Below are 16,687 nucleotides of genomic sequence, written 5' to 3'. Positions count from 1 at the left end.
TATCCATTCGGATAGCTTTTTTATGTATATAATAAGTGGTATAACTTATTTTACTTTGTTTACGATAGCTTTGAACGCTTCAGGGTGGTTCACTGCTAGGTCTGCCAACACTTTACGGTTGATTTCGATACCGTTTTTGTGAAGAGCTCCCATTAGACGAGAATAAGACATTCCTTCTAGGCGAGCTGCAGCATTGATACGTTGTATCCAAAGTGCGCGGAAGTTACGTTTTTTAGCACGACGGTCGCGGAATGCATAAGTCAAACCTTTTTCCCAAGTGTTTTTAGCTACAGTCCAAACGTTTTTACGTGCTCCGTAATAACCTCTTGTTAATTTTAATACTTTTTTTCTGCGGTTGCGAGACGCAACATGATTCACTGATCTAGGCATAATTTTTCGATGTTTTGAATGTTAGCGGTTCAATTTATATATGAACTCTTTGGTGCGTACATCCGGTTAATAAATCTTTGTTAGAAAACTTGCTTTTGGTTATTGTAGTCCAAGAAGACGTTTTACTCCAGCTTCATCCGAATGGTGGATAGTAGACGTGTGAGTAAGGTTTCTTTTTTGCTTCTTAGTCTTTTTTGTCAAAATGTGACTTTTGAATGCATGTTTTCTTTTGATTTTTCCTGATCCGGTAAGGGCAAACCTCTTTTTGGCACCGGAATTAGTCTTAATTTTTGGCATCTTGTTAATTATTAAAAGTTTATTTGTCTAAAAATAGATTTTAGAAATTGCGCACAAAGATAAGAGTAATTTTTTAGATTTTAATGCTTTATGCTTAAAAAATCTTTCTGACTCTGAGGATACAGTAATATCTTTTTTAGTTTGTTGCGTTTCTCTTGCGTTAAGCCCAAGTCTTTAGTCATGTATTCTTCTACCGAACCGCTTTTTTTGCGGATGCACGAAAGGGCATATCTTAGGTAGCTGATTTCTGTGCTTGTTATCAGAGTGAGAGCTTCTTGTCCTATTTCAGATAGTTCTTTCCCATCAGGTTCAAGGAGAATCTTACGAATGCCTTGATTCGATGCTAAATAATCATCTTCTATATCTTCCATAGGTACATCCAGAGCTCTTAGCAGAAAATAAGTTGCCAGTCCTGATTGATCTTTTCCAAAATAACAATAATAGACAATGGGATAATTCGATTCATCGCATAGATAATCAAATAGTTTGGCCATATTTTCGGTCTCATTATCTATAATATCTTTGTAAAGATCTTGTATGTATATAACAGCATCTCCGCGAAGGAAGCGTTCGTTCTTGATTTTATAGGTTATCATCTCTATGCTACTGTAGCTCATCGGAAGGCGAACGTAGTTTATGGAATCTGATTTCTCCTGAACTTCAGTGGCGTCTCTAGCACGGAGATCTATAACAGTTTTTATCTGTAAATTATTTAAAGCTTGTTGATCGTTCTGGCCAATACCCATTAGCGATCCTGATCGAAATATTTTATTCCATCTTACTTGTCTCCCTTGCGAGTTGTAATATCCACCTACGTCACGAATATTTTGAATGTTGTCAAGTAAAAAAAAACGGTTTGAAATCACGCCTGATGTGTAATCTCCTACTTTTATCTTAAAGTATTGACGATTCAAGGAATCCATCATGTTGATTACGGCAATATAATCATCACTTTGTGCTGTTACTGTAGGTGTGTCGAAGAATATGCTGTCATTGTTGGATGAATATATATAGACAGGGGTATTTGCGGGTTCGGGATATATCTCCCATTTTATTTCATAATCACCTCTATTACCTTTGTCGCAAACAACAGAAATGCTGCGTTCGCTGGAGGTACAGCAACACAAAAAAGGCACAATAGCCAACGATTTTATGATCCAAGGCTTCATCTAGTGGTATATAATTGCAGTTATACTTTGATCTAATAGTTTATTAACAAATATACGCTCGAAAGTATGTTTTGACAATATTTAAGTGTTATTTTTTCCAAAATTGTCATACCTTCGAATGTTTAATATTCGTAGTCGAAGAGATTGCTTTTCATATTTAGAATGATTACGTTTGTTATCCGGGATAATCAGCTCATTTCTATGGCAAAGACTAAAATTAATCGCGATAAAATAACTAAAGCGGCTACGCTCGAGATTGAAAGTGACTCGGCTTGGGTGTTGTATGCCGGACAGTTGATACGTGATATAGATTACGATCATCCTTTGTTGGAGGGTGAGGGTAGTGGTGTCTTTGAATTAGATATACCTGCAGATCGACGTAGTTATTTCGATTTACGAGTGAATAATAAAAGGCATCTTTTCTCGGAAAATAAACTGCCGATGGAAGGCGCTTATAACTTTCGGGACTTGGGAGGAATAAAGACTACCGAAGGAAAATCTGTGAAATGGGGTAAATTTTTTCGATCGGATGACTTGATGAATTTGACTGATGCTGATCTCGAATATTTAGCAGAGTTGTCGATCCTTTCCATTATAGACTTCCGTACTGAAGAAGAAGTTAAGGTTTCTCCCGATCGATTGCATGCTCTGCTTAACACCTATTGGTTGCCGATTAGTACAGCCAGTCTGAGCAAAGAAGCTATTGTAAGGGCTTCGGCTTCGTTGTCGCTGGATAAGCTGATGAAAGACTCGTATATTGATCTTGTAAGCAGCAAGGAGTGTATGGATTGCTATCGTAAATTCTTTGCGGTAATTACTGATACAAAAAAAATACCCGTTATATATCATTGTTCGGCAGGGAAAGACCGTACCGGGATGGCTTCAGCTTTGCTGTTAGCTGCATTGGGGGTTGAAGAAGATTTGATTGTGGAAAATTATCTCGAGTCGAATTCAAATCTAAAGGATAAATATAATTCTGTAATTGAAAAATATCCGCAATTGGAGCCAATGTTTAGCGTTAAGGCTGATTACCTAACTAGTGCTTTCGAATATCTGAAAACAGAATATGGTAGTGTGGAGAAGTACTTAAAGCAAGCTTTAGGTGTGAATGTCGCGAAATTGCGAAAGTCATATTTATTCCACGATTAAAAGAAAAAACTATGCGTAATGTTGTAATATTGTTTTGTGTGATAATGGCATTTGTTTCGTTGTCATGCAAAGAAAATAGAATAGTGATGACACAAGAAGAAATAAGCTTAATCAATGATGGCGCGGACACGATGAGAATGCGCGTTCTGAGTATCGAAAATGAAAAAGACTCATTATTCCTTCGCTTGCTAGCGAAAGATTTGGATGTGGAGAAAATAGCAACGGATGAAGCATTGCAGAAGCTAATTAAGCGTATGGCTGTTACCCTAGATGATGAGGGTGGTGTCGGTCTTGCGGCTCCGCAGGTGGGTATTAGCCGGAATTTATTCCTATTTATGAGAATTTCCGATCCGGGAGCACCTTATCAGGTGGCAATCAATCCTAAGATAATAGCTCATCCCGAAGAAAGAATCTGTTTCGAAGATGATGGATGTTTGTCTATTCCGAATAGATCGGGAAACTCTTTACGATATGCTTACGTAGATGTTGAATATTATAACGAAAAAGGCGAAAGGATACGAGAACGCCTATCGGGCCATTCGCGTGACACCGATTTTACGGGTATAATTTTCCAACATGAATTCGATCATCTGGAAGGAGTTCTGTATATCGATAAATTAGCCGATTGATCAGGCAATGTGAGTACCGGCTTGGCTGTTGCTTATCTCGGATGCAAGTGTGATAATTACTTCTTTCACTCCGGCATCGATAGCTTCGAATGAGTTATCGAGTTTCGGAATCATTCCGCCTTGGATAACTTTTTCTTCTACTAGCTTTTTGTACAGCTCTCTGTTAATTGATGGAATAACAGAATCATCATTATTTTCGTCAGATAATACGCCTTTTTTTTCAAAGCAGAAGATAAGTGTTACATCAAAATATTTTGCCAAAGCCTTAGCTGTTTCTCCGGCAATGGTGTCGGCATTTGTATTTAGAATATTACCTGCCTTATCGTGTGTTAGCGGAGCCATGACTGGCACTACTCCCTGACTGATGAGAGTTGAAAGCATACTGCCATTAACTTCTACTACATCGCCTACGAATCCGTAATCGATATCTTTTACGGGACGTTTCACCGAGCGGATAACGTTCATGTCGGCTCCGGTCAATCCCAAGGCATTGATGTCTAAAGCTTGCAGTCCGGCAACAATATTCTTGTTGACCAAACCTCCATAAACCATGGTTACAACTTTTAAAGTCTCGGCATCGGTTATACGGCGACCATTAACCATATGGCTTTTGATCCCGAGTTTTTCGGCGATCTTGGTTGCCGATCTTCCTCCGCCATGTACAAGAAGCTTTTTTCCCTCAATCTGAGCAAAGTTTGATAATAATTGTTTCAATGTAGCTTCTTCTTCTACAATTTTGCCTCCGACTTTTATAATTGTAAGTTTTTCCATCGTTTTCTGATTCTGTTTCGCAAAGGTATAAAAAAAACAGCAAGATAATTCTTGCTGTTCCTTATATGATGAGTTGTTCTTATTAGAACTTGTAGCCTACTGTAAGGTATGCATTGCCATTTCGAATACTGCCTTCGCCTTTATCCAGAACATTTACTAGACCAAAGTCCCATCCCAAGTCTAAAGCAATTTTTCCGAATTCAGCACCGACACCAAGGCCCAATCCAGCATCGAATCTTTTTAAAAAGTCGAATGTGCTTACACTTATTTTTACTCCTTCTTCTTTGCTTGAAAGATCACCATTAATTCCATATGCTAAATATGGTCCAGCATGGAAAACTAATGTAGTCGCAGGGGTTACTTCTAGTTTGTATCCTGCGTGGATAGGAAGTTGTAGATAGGCTGCGTGTAGTGATTCCTTATTCTCTCCATTCATACCTTTAGTTGTGTATTGTAAGCCTGAAAGGATATACCAATCTTGATTGATAGCATAATCCAAAGTTACTCCGATGTTATAGCCGAATCTTACTTTGTTGCCGTTTACATCCCCATTCATGTTTGACATGTTAACACCAGCTTTTACTCCGAAAGTGAATTGATTGTCTTGTGCGTTAAGGCTTACTCCTACCATAATTAGTGTAGCAGCTAGCAATAGTTTGATTGTTTTCATAAAAAATAAATAAATGTGTTAATATATGATTTCCTAATCGGATGCAAATATAGTATATATGTTTTAGCTAACAAGTTTTTTTGTTAATAAATATAAAAAAGAAAGAGCCGCTCATTCGAGCGGCTCTTTCGATATATGTAGATTCTTATGGAATCTTATTATTTACGTTGTACGCGTTTCCATCCGTATACAGCTAGATCTCCAAGTTGTTCTTCGATACGAAGTAGTTGGTTATATTTAGCCATACGGTCAGAACGGCTCAAAGAACCAGTCTTGATTTGTCCTGAGTTTGTAGCAACTGCGATGTCAGCGATAGTAGCATCTTCAGTTTCACCCGAACGGTGAGAAGTTACTGAAGTGTAACCTGCGCGGTGAGCCATCTCGATAGCATCCAAAGTTTCAGTCAACGAACCGATTTGGTTAACTTTGATAAGGATTGAGTTTGCACAACCCATTTCGATACCTTTTTGAAGGAAGTCAACGTTAGTTACGAACAAGTCGTCACCTACTAGCTGAACTTTATCTCCAAGTTTGTCTGTAAGTTGTTTCCAACCATCCCAGTCATTTTCGCCCATACCATCTTCGATAGAATCGATAGGGAATTTAGCAACTAGGCTAGCAAGGAATTCAACTTGTTCAGCTGATGTGCGTTTAGCTCCGTTAGGACCTTCGAATTTAGAATAGTCGTAAACGCCATCTTTGAAGAATTCAGAAGAAGCACAGTCAAGACCGATAGTTACTTCTTTTCCTGGCTCATATCCTGCAGCTTTGATAGCTTTCATGATAGATTCAAGAGCGTCTTCAGTTCCTGCAAGAGCTGGAGCGAAACCTCCTTCATCACCTACAGCAGTGCTAAGACCTCTGTCGTGGAATTCTTTTTTCAATGCGTGGAAAATTTCAGCACCGCAACGTAGAGCTTCTTTGAAAGAAGGAGCACCTACCGGACGGATCATGAACTCTTGGAATGCGATAGGAGCATCAGAGTGAGATCCTCCGTTGATGATGTTCATCATCGGAACTGGTAGTGTATAAGTGTTTGTTCCACCAATATAGCGATACAATGGCATTTCTAGGTATTCAGCAGCAGCTTTAGCCGCAGCAAGAGATACACCTAGGATAGCGTTAGCACCTAGTTTCGATTTTGTTGGAGTTCCGTCAAGTTTGATCATTTTAAGGTCGATTGCTCTTTGGTTCAATACGCAGTCGCCTTCCAATGCCGGAGCAATAACGTTGTTTACATTTTCAACAGCTTTCAAAACACCTTTACCTAGGTATCTTTTTTTGTCGCCGTCACGAAGTTCTAGAGCTTCGTGCTCACCTGTTGAAGCTCCTGATGGAACTGCTGCACGTCCTACAACACCACATTCCAAAGTTACATCAACTTCGATTGTAGGGTTACCTCTTGAGTCAAGGATTTCGCGTGCGAAGATTTTTTCAATTCTCATTGTTTTAACGTTTTAAGTAATGGTTAAATTATTGAATTTATATTGTTTTTGTCGTGTACTTTTTCGAACGAACAAAAGTACAATTATTTTCTCAGTTCGGAAAGTACCAATCTGAGAAAATAATTATAGTCTGTGATATTTTAAACAACTTTGACTATTCGTCTGTATAATTGGCTAATAATTAGTTAGCTGAGCCTTGTACATGACCTATCAGAACGCTAATATTGGACGTAAATAACTTAACGGCAATGGCCATGACGATGATTCCGAAAAATTTGCGAAGCACATATACTCCCGATTTGCCAAACCATTTTTCTACCCGTTTCAGATTGCTTAATACAAAGAATACGAATAGCATATTGATTAGCAGAGCTATAATGATTTCGCCATAGCTATATTCGGCTCGCATCGAAAGGAGTGATGTAAATGTCGCAGGACCTGCCAGTAAAGGGAAAACTACGGGAATGAGCGTAGCTGATCCGCCGGGGGCATCGTTCTTAAAAATTTCGACGCCGAAAGTCATTTCTACTGACATGATGAATATTACAATCGCTCCTGCTGCGGCAAATGCTTGAATATCTACGCTTAACAATCTAAGCAGCCCTTCACCTACAAACAAGAACGCTACCATAATGATGAAAGAAAGTATTACAGCATATGATGCATTTATCTTTAATCCTTTACTCGTAAAATTTAGAAATATAGGGACAGATCCCAATACATCGATTAGAGCAAATAGGAAAATCGTAATACTAAGAATATTGGTAATACTTAAGCTCATAGTTTTCTTGTTATTTTAGGTTATCGTGCTTTACACAAAGATAAAGTATTTTATGTGATGATAAAAAACATTTTGTAAGTTTGTGCTATCATATTATCAATTCTTATCGACCTATGAAAAATTATGGATTTGTGCGTGTTGCGGCAGCTAGCCCGATCGTTAAAATAGCAGATTGTGAGTTCAATACGGATACTATTATCAGCATGGTTGACGAAGCTGAAAAACAGTCTGCTGCTGCAGTACTTTTCACCGAGAACTCGCTGACAGCGCATACTGCAGCTGATTTATTCCTGCAACATACACTGTTGAATTCGGCAGTCGAATCGTTGGAGCGAATCTACGTACATTCTCACAAAGTGTCACCAATTATCATCATAGGTATGCCTCTCGAAGTAGATAGTCAGCTATATAATGTAGCAGTAGTTATACACAGAGGTAAGATTAAAGGAATTGTACCTAAGACTTTTATACCGAACTATAATGAGTTTTACGAGAAAAGATGGTTTTCGCCAGCTGCCGAATTGAATAGGAGCACAATGACTCTTTTGGGGCAAGAAGTACCTATCGGCGCTGATATTGTATTCGATACACCTACGTTCAGCTTTGCTATCGAGATATGTGAAGACTTGTGGACTGCTATTCCACCATCATGTTTCCATTCATTGCATGGAGCCGAAATTATTTTTAATCTTTCGGCTAGTAACGAGGTAACAGGTAAAACTGTATATCGCCGAAATTTGGTAAGTCAGCAATCGTCTCGTTGTATGGGTGCTTATGTATATACATCGTCTGGATTTGGTGAATCTACTACCGATGGTGTTTTCTCTGGACATACGATTATAGCCGAGAACGGAGATATCCTGAGCGAAGGTACTAGAATGTGCCATGAGAATCAGTTGATAACTGCAGACATTGATGTTGATCTAATTCGCCATGAAAGACTGAAGAATAAATCATTTTCAACATTAGAATATAAAGGCTTCTTTAACTTGCAGTATCGTCATATAAACATTGAGTCTGAAGATAAAGTATTCGATCTTGATCGCGTGGTTGAGACATATCCTTTTATTGCAAGCGGGGGCGCTTCTTCTGAGTATTTTGAGGATATTTTGGAAATTCAAGCTGAGGGATTAGCTAAACGATTGACTCATGCCGGAGTAACAAAATCTGTTATTGGAGTTTCGGGAGGTCTGGATTCTACTCTGGCTCTGCTTTCGGTTGTTAAGACTTACGATAAGCTTGGCTTGAGCCGCGATAATATTGTAGGAATCACGATGCCCGGATTCGGAACGACTGGCCGTACCTATAATAATAGCATCAAACTGATGGAGATGCTTGGTATTACTGTCAAAGAAATATCGATTGCAAAATCGGTGTTGCAACACTTCGAAGATATTGGTCATGATCCGAAAGTGCACGATGTGACATACGAAAATAGTCAAGCACGCGAGCGTACTCAGATTTTGATGGATTATGCTAATCGCATCAATGGAATGGTTATCGGAACCGGCGACTTGTCTGAATTAGCTCTGGGATGGTGTACGTATAATGGTGATCATATGGCGATGTATGGTGTAAATGCCGGAATACCAAAAACATTGGTGCAAGCTGTGGTACGATGGGCATCCGAAAATTATGGAGATGCAGAGTTGCAGGCAATTTTGAAAGATGTTGTTGATACGCCGGTAAGTCCGGAACTATTGCCTACAACCGAGAATGGAGAATTGGTACAAGTTACAGAAGATGTTGTTGGACCATACGTATTGCACGATTTCTTCTTATATTATGCCTTAAAATATGGTTTTACTCCATCAAAAATATTCTATCTGGCACGCTATGCTTTTAAAAACGAATTTTCTGATAAAGAAATCTTGAAATGGATGAAAGTTTTCTTCCGAAGATTCTTTACACAACAATTCAAGCGTTCGTGTATGCCCGATGGGCCTAAAGTTGTTTCGGTAAGCCTTTCTCCGCGCGCCAATTGGCGTATGCCAAGCGATGCTTCATATGCTGCCTGGATGAAAGAGATTGAAGAGCTGGAACGTTAAAATTTGAATTGAGCTGTCAAATTGATTTTATATCAAGGGATATTTTTTTATTTTCGGCCTCTGAAATTGAGATCGAGAATAAATTGACAAACTAAGAATAATTATGGAAAAAGATATATTCATGCGTACCGAGCTGCTGATTGGTTCAGAAGCTTTATCTAAAATAGGCGGTAAGCGTGTTATCCTCTTTGGTGTTGGTGGAGTAGGAAGTTGGTGCGCCGAGAGCCTTGTGAGATCGGGAATTAAACATCTGACAATTGTAGATTCGGATCGAGTTGTTACTTCAAATATTAATCGCCAGCTGTTGGCAACCACTCATACGGTGGGACAAGTAAAAGTTGAGGTGTTGAAAGCTCGTTTGTTGTCTATCAATCCGGATGCTGAAATCACAGCTATGCAGACTATTTATAGTGCCGAGGTGAGTGATAGTTTCAATCTGAATTCGTATGATTATATTATTGATGCTATCGATAGTCTTGAACATAAAGTACATTTGATTCGTACAGCAACACGTACAAGTGCTACGTTCTTTTCGTCGATGGGTGCAGCTTTGAAAATGGATCCGTTACGTATCCGGGTAGCCGAGTTCTGGAAAGTAAAAGGTTGTCCTCTTGGTGCTGCATTGCGTCGCAAATTGAAAAAAGGAGATCTGCCTGCCAAGAAATTTAAATGTGTATACAGCGATGAACTTTTGGATAATAAAGGGCAAGTGAGTGTTCCATCAAAAGCTGCGGGTTCGGATGATGCACCAGGCGACCCAAATTTGGCTAACCATACTTGGGATACGAAGAAAGCACAAATCAACGGAACTATGGTGCATGTAACAGCTATGTTTGGATTGCATCTGGCGAGTTTGGTTATCCACGATATTATAAAAGAATAATTTAAAAACTCATATTATGAACGAATTGATTGTAGATTACGGAAGCAAACATAAATCCAAATTCAGTTATTTATTGTATTTGGTAACATGTGTAGCATTCTTTTTATATGCGTGTTTTATACTTATACGTGAAAAGAGTAGCGCAAGCGATTCGATTCTTGTACCTATTTCCATTGCTTATATTGTTATTGCCTTATTGGTATTAGCAGTGACAATAATCTCAAATCGGAAGAAAAATTTATTGGTAATAAATAATTCTGAGATCAATATGGAAATGGGTAATCAGAAATTCGTCATAGAGTGGAGTCGCGTATCCGGAGTAAATGTTGGTATCAGCTATTTGGTTTTTTCGCTGGATGGCGGGCAGAAACAGCAGAAGATGGATATGTCGGGCTTATTGTATGCCGATCTGAAGAATGTGAAAAATAAAGTGCTGGAAGTGTGTGAACACAAGAATATACCTTATAAGAACGATTAAATTTATTTGGATCTGGTAACGGCAATCATAGCAGCAAAGTTGCCGTCAAGTTGTACCCAATTCTCAGATGGAATGTATGCTCGCGATATGTGTCCATCAAGATAGAGCGCATTTCTGCAGCCCTTTTCTTTAAAGAATAAGGCAAAGTCATATAAACGCATTCTTTTCTTGGAAATTGCGAATAAAATTTCACCATTCGGCAATATTCCAACACCATTACGGACATAGAAATTATCTGATTCTTTATCAAAATCAGGATGTATTTCACCATCAATCACAAGCATCGGACCTGATTGTGTCGCAAATCTAATGCGCGAATTGTATGTAAAGTCTCTCGTTTGGTATATCTCTGCTGACTTATAATCTGTGATGTAAAATATTCCATTGGGCTGCAAGTAGAAATTGCCGTGGGCTTTTCTCTTGTTAATAGGGGAGATTTCTTCATGATCCAGTATAAGTAATCCTACAGGGGCATAATCGTAGTGAAACATTCCTGCATTCATTGCAAAATCCAATTCCTTGCCTTTAGAGTTGACATAATCTTTCAGATTCTGTATCGAACCGATACGTTTTGTGCTATCGTTTTTCAAAAAGAATTCCAGATCTTGCTTTTTGGGGTTGACTGTATAACTCACTACTTTATCCGAAAGACTTTCCCGTTGGCATGACGAAAAAATAAAGCCGGATAAAAAGATATATCCGGCTAAGAAAATTATTTGATGGAGTTTCATTTGTAGATTTCTTTTTTACCGGCTAATAATGTATTACGCATCAGCGAGATAATTGTCATGGGCCCTACACCGCCTGGTACTGGAGTAATGTACGAAGCCTTAGGTGCAACTTCGTCGAAAGCAACGTCGCCTTTAAGCTTGAATCCCGATTTGGTTTCAGATGAAGCTACACGTGTAGTACCTACGTCTATTACAACGACTCCATCTTTGACCATGTCGCCTTTTAGGAATTCAGGAGAGCCTAAAGCAGCAATTATTATATCGGCTTGCTGGCATATCTCTTTGATGTTTGGCGTACGGCTGTGGCAAACAGTTACAGTTGCATCGCCCGGATAGCCTTTTTGCATCATGAGGCTGGCAACGGGTTTTCCTACAATGTTACTTCTGCCGAGTACAACGCAGTTTTTTCCTTGCGTAGGGATATTATATCTTTTCAATAATTCAATGATACCTGCGGGGGTTGCCGATACGAAGCATGGTAAGCCAATAGACATGCGTCCAACGTTGATCGGATGAAATCCGTCTACATCTTTGCGGTAATCAATTGCTTCGATCACTTTTTGTTCTGAAATATGTTTAGGTAATGGTAGTTGCACGATAAATCCATCTACATCAGGATCATTGTTTAGTTGATCTACGCATTTTAGTAGTTCTTCTTCACTTACATTTTCTTCGTAACGGATAAGTGTAGATTTGAATCCCACTTCTTCGCAAGTACGAACTTTGCTTGCTACATAGGTCTCACTTCCACCATCATGGCCGACAAGTACTGCTGCCAGATGCGGAGTTTTACCACCTGCAGTTTTTATATTGGCTACTTCTTCAGCTATCTCTTTTTTGATTTGTGCCGATATGGCTTTACCATCTATTAGTTGCATGTTAGAATCTTTAAGGGTTATGTGTAATGTGTTGTAAAGATACTATTTTTAAGATAGAATCTTCAACTTTAAGGGAGTCAGACGCTATAAAAATAGTCAGAAAAACAGGTTTGAAGATCTACTCATTTATCGTACAATGTAAGTCTTTTTATCTTTGCCTACTCCTTTAATTTCCAGTTTAGTCCATTGTGAAGGAAGAACTGTTTTTAACTGGTTGATATCTCCTTTAGAATCTATATCAATTCCTCCGAATCCCATGATTATAGATTGCAGAACTCCTCCAGCTCCGGTTATGAAATAAGGATTGGTACTCCCTTGCATTTCTGCCATAACTCTGAATGGCGGTAGCAGATTTGGCTCATACGATTCTTTGAAAAGTTTATATGCATTTTCCGAATCACCTAGACGGCTGTATATTGTAGAAAATATCGATTTGGTCATTGCCGGTGTATTTGTCGGCGGAACTTTCGATATGTAGTATTCCAGGTCTTTCTTAATTTGATTTTTGTCTGTAATGACTTTCAGTGGATATGTCAACAGATTAACATCCGCCTGCTTGATATTCTGTCCATCGTAAGAGTCGTGTTCGCGTGTAACGCCATTCTCCATTTTCGAGAAAACAAGATTCTTCGCTATGGTAAGCCATTTGTCATTGATTGGATAATTCAAAAGTTTGGCGCACTCTGCTGCATACTCAAGATTTAGCTTTGCAATAGCATTTGTGTAAGCATTATTATCTACATTTTCGGCCCATTCATCGGCACAAACAACGTTTCGTATTTCATATTTTCCTTGATTCTCTACAACACGGCTTACCCAGAAGTCAGCAGTTCCTTGTAGTATTGGCCAGCCTTTCTCTTCGAGCCAAGTTTTATCTTGGGTAACCAGATAATATTGCCATGCGGCAAAAGCAATATCTCCCGTTATATGATGTTCGTATGTCCCAGATAGGGCCCATACCGGACATTCCTCTTCTCCGCTCATAGCACTTTCCCATGGGAACATAGCTCCTTGGTAACCATAAGATGATGCATTGCGTTTTGCTGCTCCCAATCTGTCGAAACGATATTCAATAAGCCCTTGTGCAATCTTGGGCTGCAGATAGAGCAAAGGTGGAAACATGAATATCTCGGTATCCCAAAATACATGTCCATTATATCCGGTACCACTTAGTCCCATCGGTGATAAGGGATATTTCGAGCCTTCACGTGTAAACGAATACAAGTGATAAAGCATATTATGCACATCTTGCTGCGCTTGAGGATCACCCTCTATTGTGACGTCACTTTCCCAAAGCTTAGCCCATGCCTGCTTGTGATTCTTCATAAGGCTTTTTTTACCTTGTAGATTTGCATAAATGGCAAGGCGTTCTGCTTGGTTGTATGGATCATTTACTTGTTCGGAAGATATAAGCGTTCCTACAAGAGAAAATGAATATACTCCGTTTGCTTCTATTCGTTTAACAAACTTCATCAAATGAGAATCCGAGTCACGCATTTCGTACATCACCTTTGGCTGGTTGCCATGCTCTTCTTCGAATAGGAATGTGTTGGAAGCAACAATATCTATTTTCCCAGATGGACTCTTTGCTTTCGAAGTTAGCAGAGGAATATATGCATGCGAAGGATTGATCTCGTTATAAAAATGCTGATCGTCACGCAACGCCGCAGGTGTCTGCAATACGTTTTCGGCTACGATATGAATATCTTTCTTTCTCGAAGTTACTTTTACGGATAACATCGTATTGTGTGGCAAATGGCGTAATGCACAGTACGAATATTCCACACTCGCTATATCTTTGAAGTCGAACGAACCGCTGAATATACTTGTTTGCATATCCAGCTGTTGTTTGTAATTCGATATATTATTGATACTGATATCTTCCCAGTCTATAGTAAGTTTGAGATCGAGAAGATTGAAACTTGGGAGAAAATTGCTCGTCCTACCTCGTCCATATTGATCGTATACTCCTGCCAAGATTACTTCTTTCACTCGTAATGGGGTAGGGGATGAAACCACACCTATCACCCCATTTGAAACAGATATGCCGTAGTAATTCTGTGCATCAATCTTGTCGGCTTGAATGATCCAAGGATCTTGAGCTTTAAGATTAAGCATACCGAAAAGCGAAATGAATCCGAGAAGAATAGATAACCTTTTCATTGTATTATTTATTTAATGCTGATAGCTACACCGCCACTACGAGCCAGTTTTAGTTTAAGTTTGGTCTTGCTGTCTACAGTTTTACTGTAAATAGTATAGCTTTTAGGATTGCTTTGCCAATCAGCATCTTTACCATCTGCATAGATTGTCGCCTCAAATTTCTTGCCTTTGGGTAAGAAACTGAAATCTACAATTGCTTCACGCGCATTTTCATCGGTTATACCTCCAACAAACCATTCGTCTTTGCCCTTCGCCTTACGGGCAATAGTGATATAATCACCCGGTTCAGCTTCCAGGATATATGTATTATCCCAATCAGCAGCTACATCTTTGATGAATTGGAATGCGTCAGGGAAGCGTTCGTAATTCTCTATCAAATCGGCAGCCATCTGTAGTGGGCTGTACATCGTTACGTATAATGCAAGCTGTTTGACTAAAGTCGAACTAAGCTTCCCTTGATTCGATCCATATACCGAAAGATCTCCTTCGAAGATACCCGGAGTGTAATCCATCGCACCACCCATCAGACGAGTGAATGGTAGTATTGTAGTATGTTCTGGTGTATTTCCATTGAACGATTCAAACTCTGTTCCTCTGGCAGATTCTTGAGCTACCCAGTTCGGATATGTTCTTGACAATCCCGTTGGTCTTACTGCTTCGTGCGAGTTTACCATTATTTTATAGTCGGCAGCCCGTTTCGCTACGTGTAGGTAATGATTTACCATCCATTGCCCGTCGTGATGCTCACTGCGAGGAATGATACCGCCTACGTATCCTGTTTTAACGGCATTGTATCCATATTTTTGCATGAAGGCGAAAGCATCTTCCAGTTGTCTTTCGTAAGCACTTACTGAAGATGTTGTCTCGTGATGCATTATGATTTTCACTCCTTTATCGGCAGCGTATTTATTCAGTGCTGCTACATCGAAATCGGGATATGCTTTTGTGAAGCTATAGATGTCTTCTTTTACGTATGCTGCATTGTCTTCCCAGCCTTCATTCCAACCTTCTACAAGGACTGCGTCAAATCCATGTTTTGCTGCAAAGTCAATATATTTCTTCACGTGTTCATTATTGGCTCCGTGACGACCATGAGGCTTAAGTTTTGTATAATCGGTTTTGCCTATAATTATATCTTGATTATCAGTATACGACCATGTAGATCCGCCTCCGGTAAAGTATTCCCACCAAACACCGATATATTTTGTCGGTTTAATCCATGATACATCAGCCAGAGCGCAAGGCTCGTTAAGATTCAATATTAGTTTTGATGCTAGAATGTTTCTTGCATCGTCGCTGACAATTATTGTACGCCAAGGTGTAGTTTTACCCGTTTGCATAAATACTTTATTATCGTTTTGCAATTTGCTTGGGGTAAGGTCTGCCTGCAGGCAGAAATTTTCATCATCGAGGCTGAGATGCATTGCCGAATAATCTACAAGTGCAGCTTCGTGTATGTTGATATATAATCCATCATCCGATTTCATCATTAAAGGTGTTTGTACACCTAATTTCGAGCTTGGAGCTTTTGCTGCCAGTGGTTCTTCGCGAACTTTGTCGATAAGTTTTGCTACTTCAGAAAGCTTTGATACAGTCGTTTGAAACTCATTCGTATCATAGTCTGCCGGAATCCAGAAAGCTTTGTGATCTCCTGCCAGATTAAATTGAGTAATTTCTTCTCTGATTGTAAAGTGGCGTAAATGTTCTTGAGTTGGGAATTCGTATCTGAACCCTAATCCGTCGTCGAATAAGCGGAAACGAATATTTAGTCTGTATCCAGTATTTTTCTGTTTTAGTGCAACGAACATCTCATTGTAATGATCTCGTATTTCGCTCTGCTCTCCCAATACTGGTTTCCATATTTGGTCCATTGCTGAAAACTCTGTTTTTTCTATCACAAACGATTCGCTAAATGGGGTGGGAGTGTTGATAAGAAAGCCCATCTTACTTTCTTGTATTACAGACTTTCCCTTATACGATAATTCGTAGATTGGAGCATTTGCTTGATTTAGAGAAAAACTAAGAATAAGATTTCCATTTGGAGACTTAAGCTCCTGAGCGTTGATGCTGCTTGATGTGAAAAATGCTAATAAAATAAATAGTAGTGCAGTGTGAATCTTGCTTTTCATGTTTGTTGTACATTAATATTTACAGTCCTACTCTTCATTCAGGTATGAATGAGAAGAGTAGGAATATTTAGTTGTA

General features: G+C 39.2%; 16 protein-coding genes. 5 read left to right on the top strand and 11 right to left on the bottom strand.

Annotated elements, in window-relative coordinates:
• Window positions 1-45: 45 nt before the first annotated feature.
• The 3 genes from rplT to C1A06_RS08320 all read right to left on the bottom strand — a co-directional run bounded on the left by rplT (window position 46) and on the right by C1A06_RS08320 (window position 1,856).
• Window positions 46-390: a 50S ribosomal protein L20 gene (gene rplT / locus C1A06_RS08330; RefSeq protein ID WP_101689799.1), complete on the bottom strand. Its 345-nt coding sequence runs from the start codon at window positions 388-390 to the stop codon at window positions 46-48.
• Window positions 391-489: 99 nt separating this feature from the next.
• Window positions 490-687: a 50S ribosomal protein L35 gene (gene rpmI, locus C1A06_RS08325; protein ID WP_101689798.1), complete on the bottom strand. Its 198-nt coding sequence runs from the start codon at window positions 685-687 to the stop codon at window positions 490-492.
• An 80-nt stretch (window positions 688-767) separates the two neighbouring features.
• Complete coding sequence (locus C1A06_RS08320) at window positions 768-1,856, bottom strand: tyrosine-protein phosphatase (RefSeq protein ID WP_101689797.1); 1,089 nt, start codon at window positions 1,854-1,856, stop codon at window positions 768-770.
• 201 nt (window positions 1,857-2,057) lie between these two features.
• Between C1A06_RS08320 and C1A06_RS08315 the strand changes: the two genes are divergently transcribed.
• Both C1A06_RS08315 and def read left to right on the top strand, forming a co-directional pair.
• Window positions 2,058-3,005 carry a tyrosine-protein phosphatase gene (locus tag C1A06_RS08315; RefSeq protein ID WP_159461393.1) on the top strand — a complete coding sequence of 316 codons (948 nt, stop codon included), beginning with the start codon at window positions 2,058-2,060 and terminating at the stop codon, window positions 3,003-3,005.
• 11 nt (window positions 3,006-3,016) lie between these two features.
• Complete coding sequence (gene def / locus C1A06_RS08310; protein WP_245872030.1) at window positions 3,017-3,634, top strand: peptide deformylase; 618 nt, start codon at window positions 3,017-3,019, stop codon at window positions 3,632-3,634.
• On the opposite strand, the gene argB is transcribed toward def, so the two are convergent.
• The 4 genes from argB to C1A06_RS08290 form a co-directional block, all read right to left on the bottom strand.
• Window positions 3,635-4,405, bottom strand: coding sequence for an acetylglutamate kinase (gene argB / locus C1A06_RS08305; RefSeq protein ID WP_101689795.1), 771 nt, complete (start codon window positions 4,403-4,405; stop codon window positions 3,635-3,637).
• Window positions 4,406-4,487: 82 nt separating this feature from the next.
• Window positions 4,488-5,075: a porin family protein gene (locus C1A06_RS08300; RefSeq protein ID WP_101689794.1), complete on the bottom strand. Its 588-nt coding sequence runs from the start codon at window positions 5,073-5,075 to the stop codon at window positions 4,488-4,490.
• Between the two features lie 158 nt (window positions 5,076-5,233).
• Complete coding sequence (gene eno / locus C1A06_RS08295; RefSeq protein WP_101689793.1) at window positions 5,234-6,520, bottom strand: phosphopyruvate hydratase; 1,287 nt, start codon at window positions 6,518-6,520, stop codon at window positions 5,234-5,236.
• 181 nt (window positions 6,521-6,701) lie between these two features.
• Window positions 6,702-7,301, bottom strand: a complete 600-nt coding sequence (locus tag C1A06_RS08290; RefSeq protein ID WP_101689792.1) for a MarC family protein — start codon at window positions 7,299-7,301, stop codon at window positions 6,702-6,704.
• Window positions 7,302-7,414: 113 nt separating this feature from the next.
• Between C1A06_RS08290 and C1A06_RS08285 the strand changes: the two genes are divergently transcribed.
• From C1A06_RS08285 to C1A06_RS08275, 3 genes are all read left to right on the top strand, one after another.
• Window positions 7,415-9,349, top strand: a complete 1,935-nt coding sequence (locus tag C1A06_RS08285; protein WP_101689791.1) for an NAD(+) synthase — start codon at window positions 7,415-7,417, stop codon at window positions 9,347-9,349.
• Between the two features lie 103 nt (window positions 9,350-9,452).
• Window positions 9,453-10,232 (top strand): tRNA threonylcarbamoyladenosine dehydratase, encoded by a 780-nt coding sequence (locus tag C1A06_RS08280; RefSeq protein WP_185116832.1) that lies wholly within the window; start codon window positions 9,453-9,455, stop codon window positions 10,230-10,232.
• 16 nt (window positions 10,233-10,248) lie between these two features.
• A complete protein-coding gene (locus C1A06_RS08275) occupies window positions 10,249-10,710 on the top strand; it encodes a hypothetical protein (protein WP_101689789.1) in 462 nt (153 codons plus the stop codon).
• Window positions 10,711-10,712: 2 nt separating this feature from the next.
• Here C1A06_RS08275 and C1A06_RS08270 read toward each other — a convergent pair whose 3' ends face one another.
• From C1A06_RS08270 to C1A06_RS08255, 4 genes are all read right to left on the bottom strand, one after another.
• A complete protein-coding gene (locus C1A06_RS08270) occupies window positions 10,713-11,441 on the bottom strand; it encodes a phosphodiester glycosidase family protein (protein ID WP_101689788.1) in 729 nt (242 codons plus the stop codon).
• Window positions 11,438-12,319: a bifunctional methylenetetrahydrofolate dehydrogenase/methenyltetrahydrofolate cyclohydrolase FolD gene (folD, locus tag C1A06_RS08265; RefSeq protein WP_101689787.1), complete on the bottom strand. Its 882-nt coding sequence runs from the start codon at window positions 12,317-12,319 to the stop codon at window positions 11,438-11,440. The genes C1A06_RS08270 and folD overlap by 4 nt, the downstream gene beginning before the upstream one ends.
• Before the next feature lie 126 nt (window positions 12,320-12,445).
• Entirely contained in the window at window positions 12,446-14,482 is a 2,037-nt protein-coding gene (locus tag C1A06_RS08260; protein ID WP_101689786.1) for a kojibiose hydrolase, read from the bottom strand.
• Window positions 14,483-14,490: 8 nt separating this feature from the next.
• Entirely contained in the window at window positions 14,491-16,611 is a 2,121-nt protein-coding gene (locus tag C1A06_RS08255) for a glycoside hydrolase family 97 protein (protein WP_101689785.1), read from the bottom strand.
• Between the last annotated feature and the right edge of the window lie 76 nt (window positions 16,612-16,687).

The organism is Dysgonomonas massiliensis (assembly GCF_900240225.1).
Lineage (GTDB): Bacteria > Bacteroidota > Bacteroidia > Bacteroidales > Dysgonomonadaceae > Dysgonomonas > Dysgonomonas massiliensis.
This window is presented reverse-complemented; position numbering and strand designations above follow the sequence as displayed.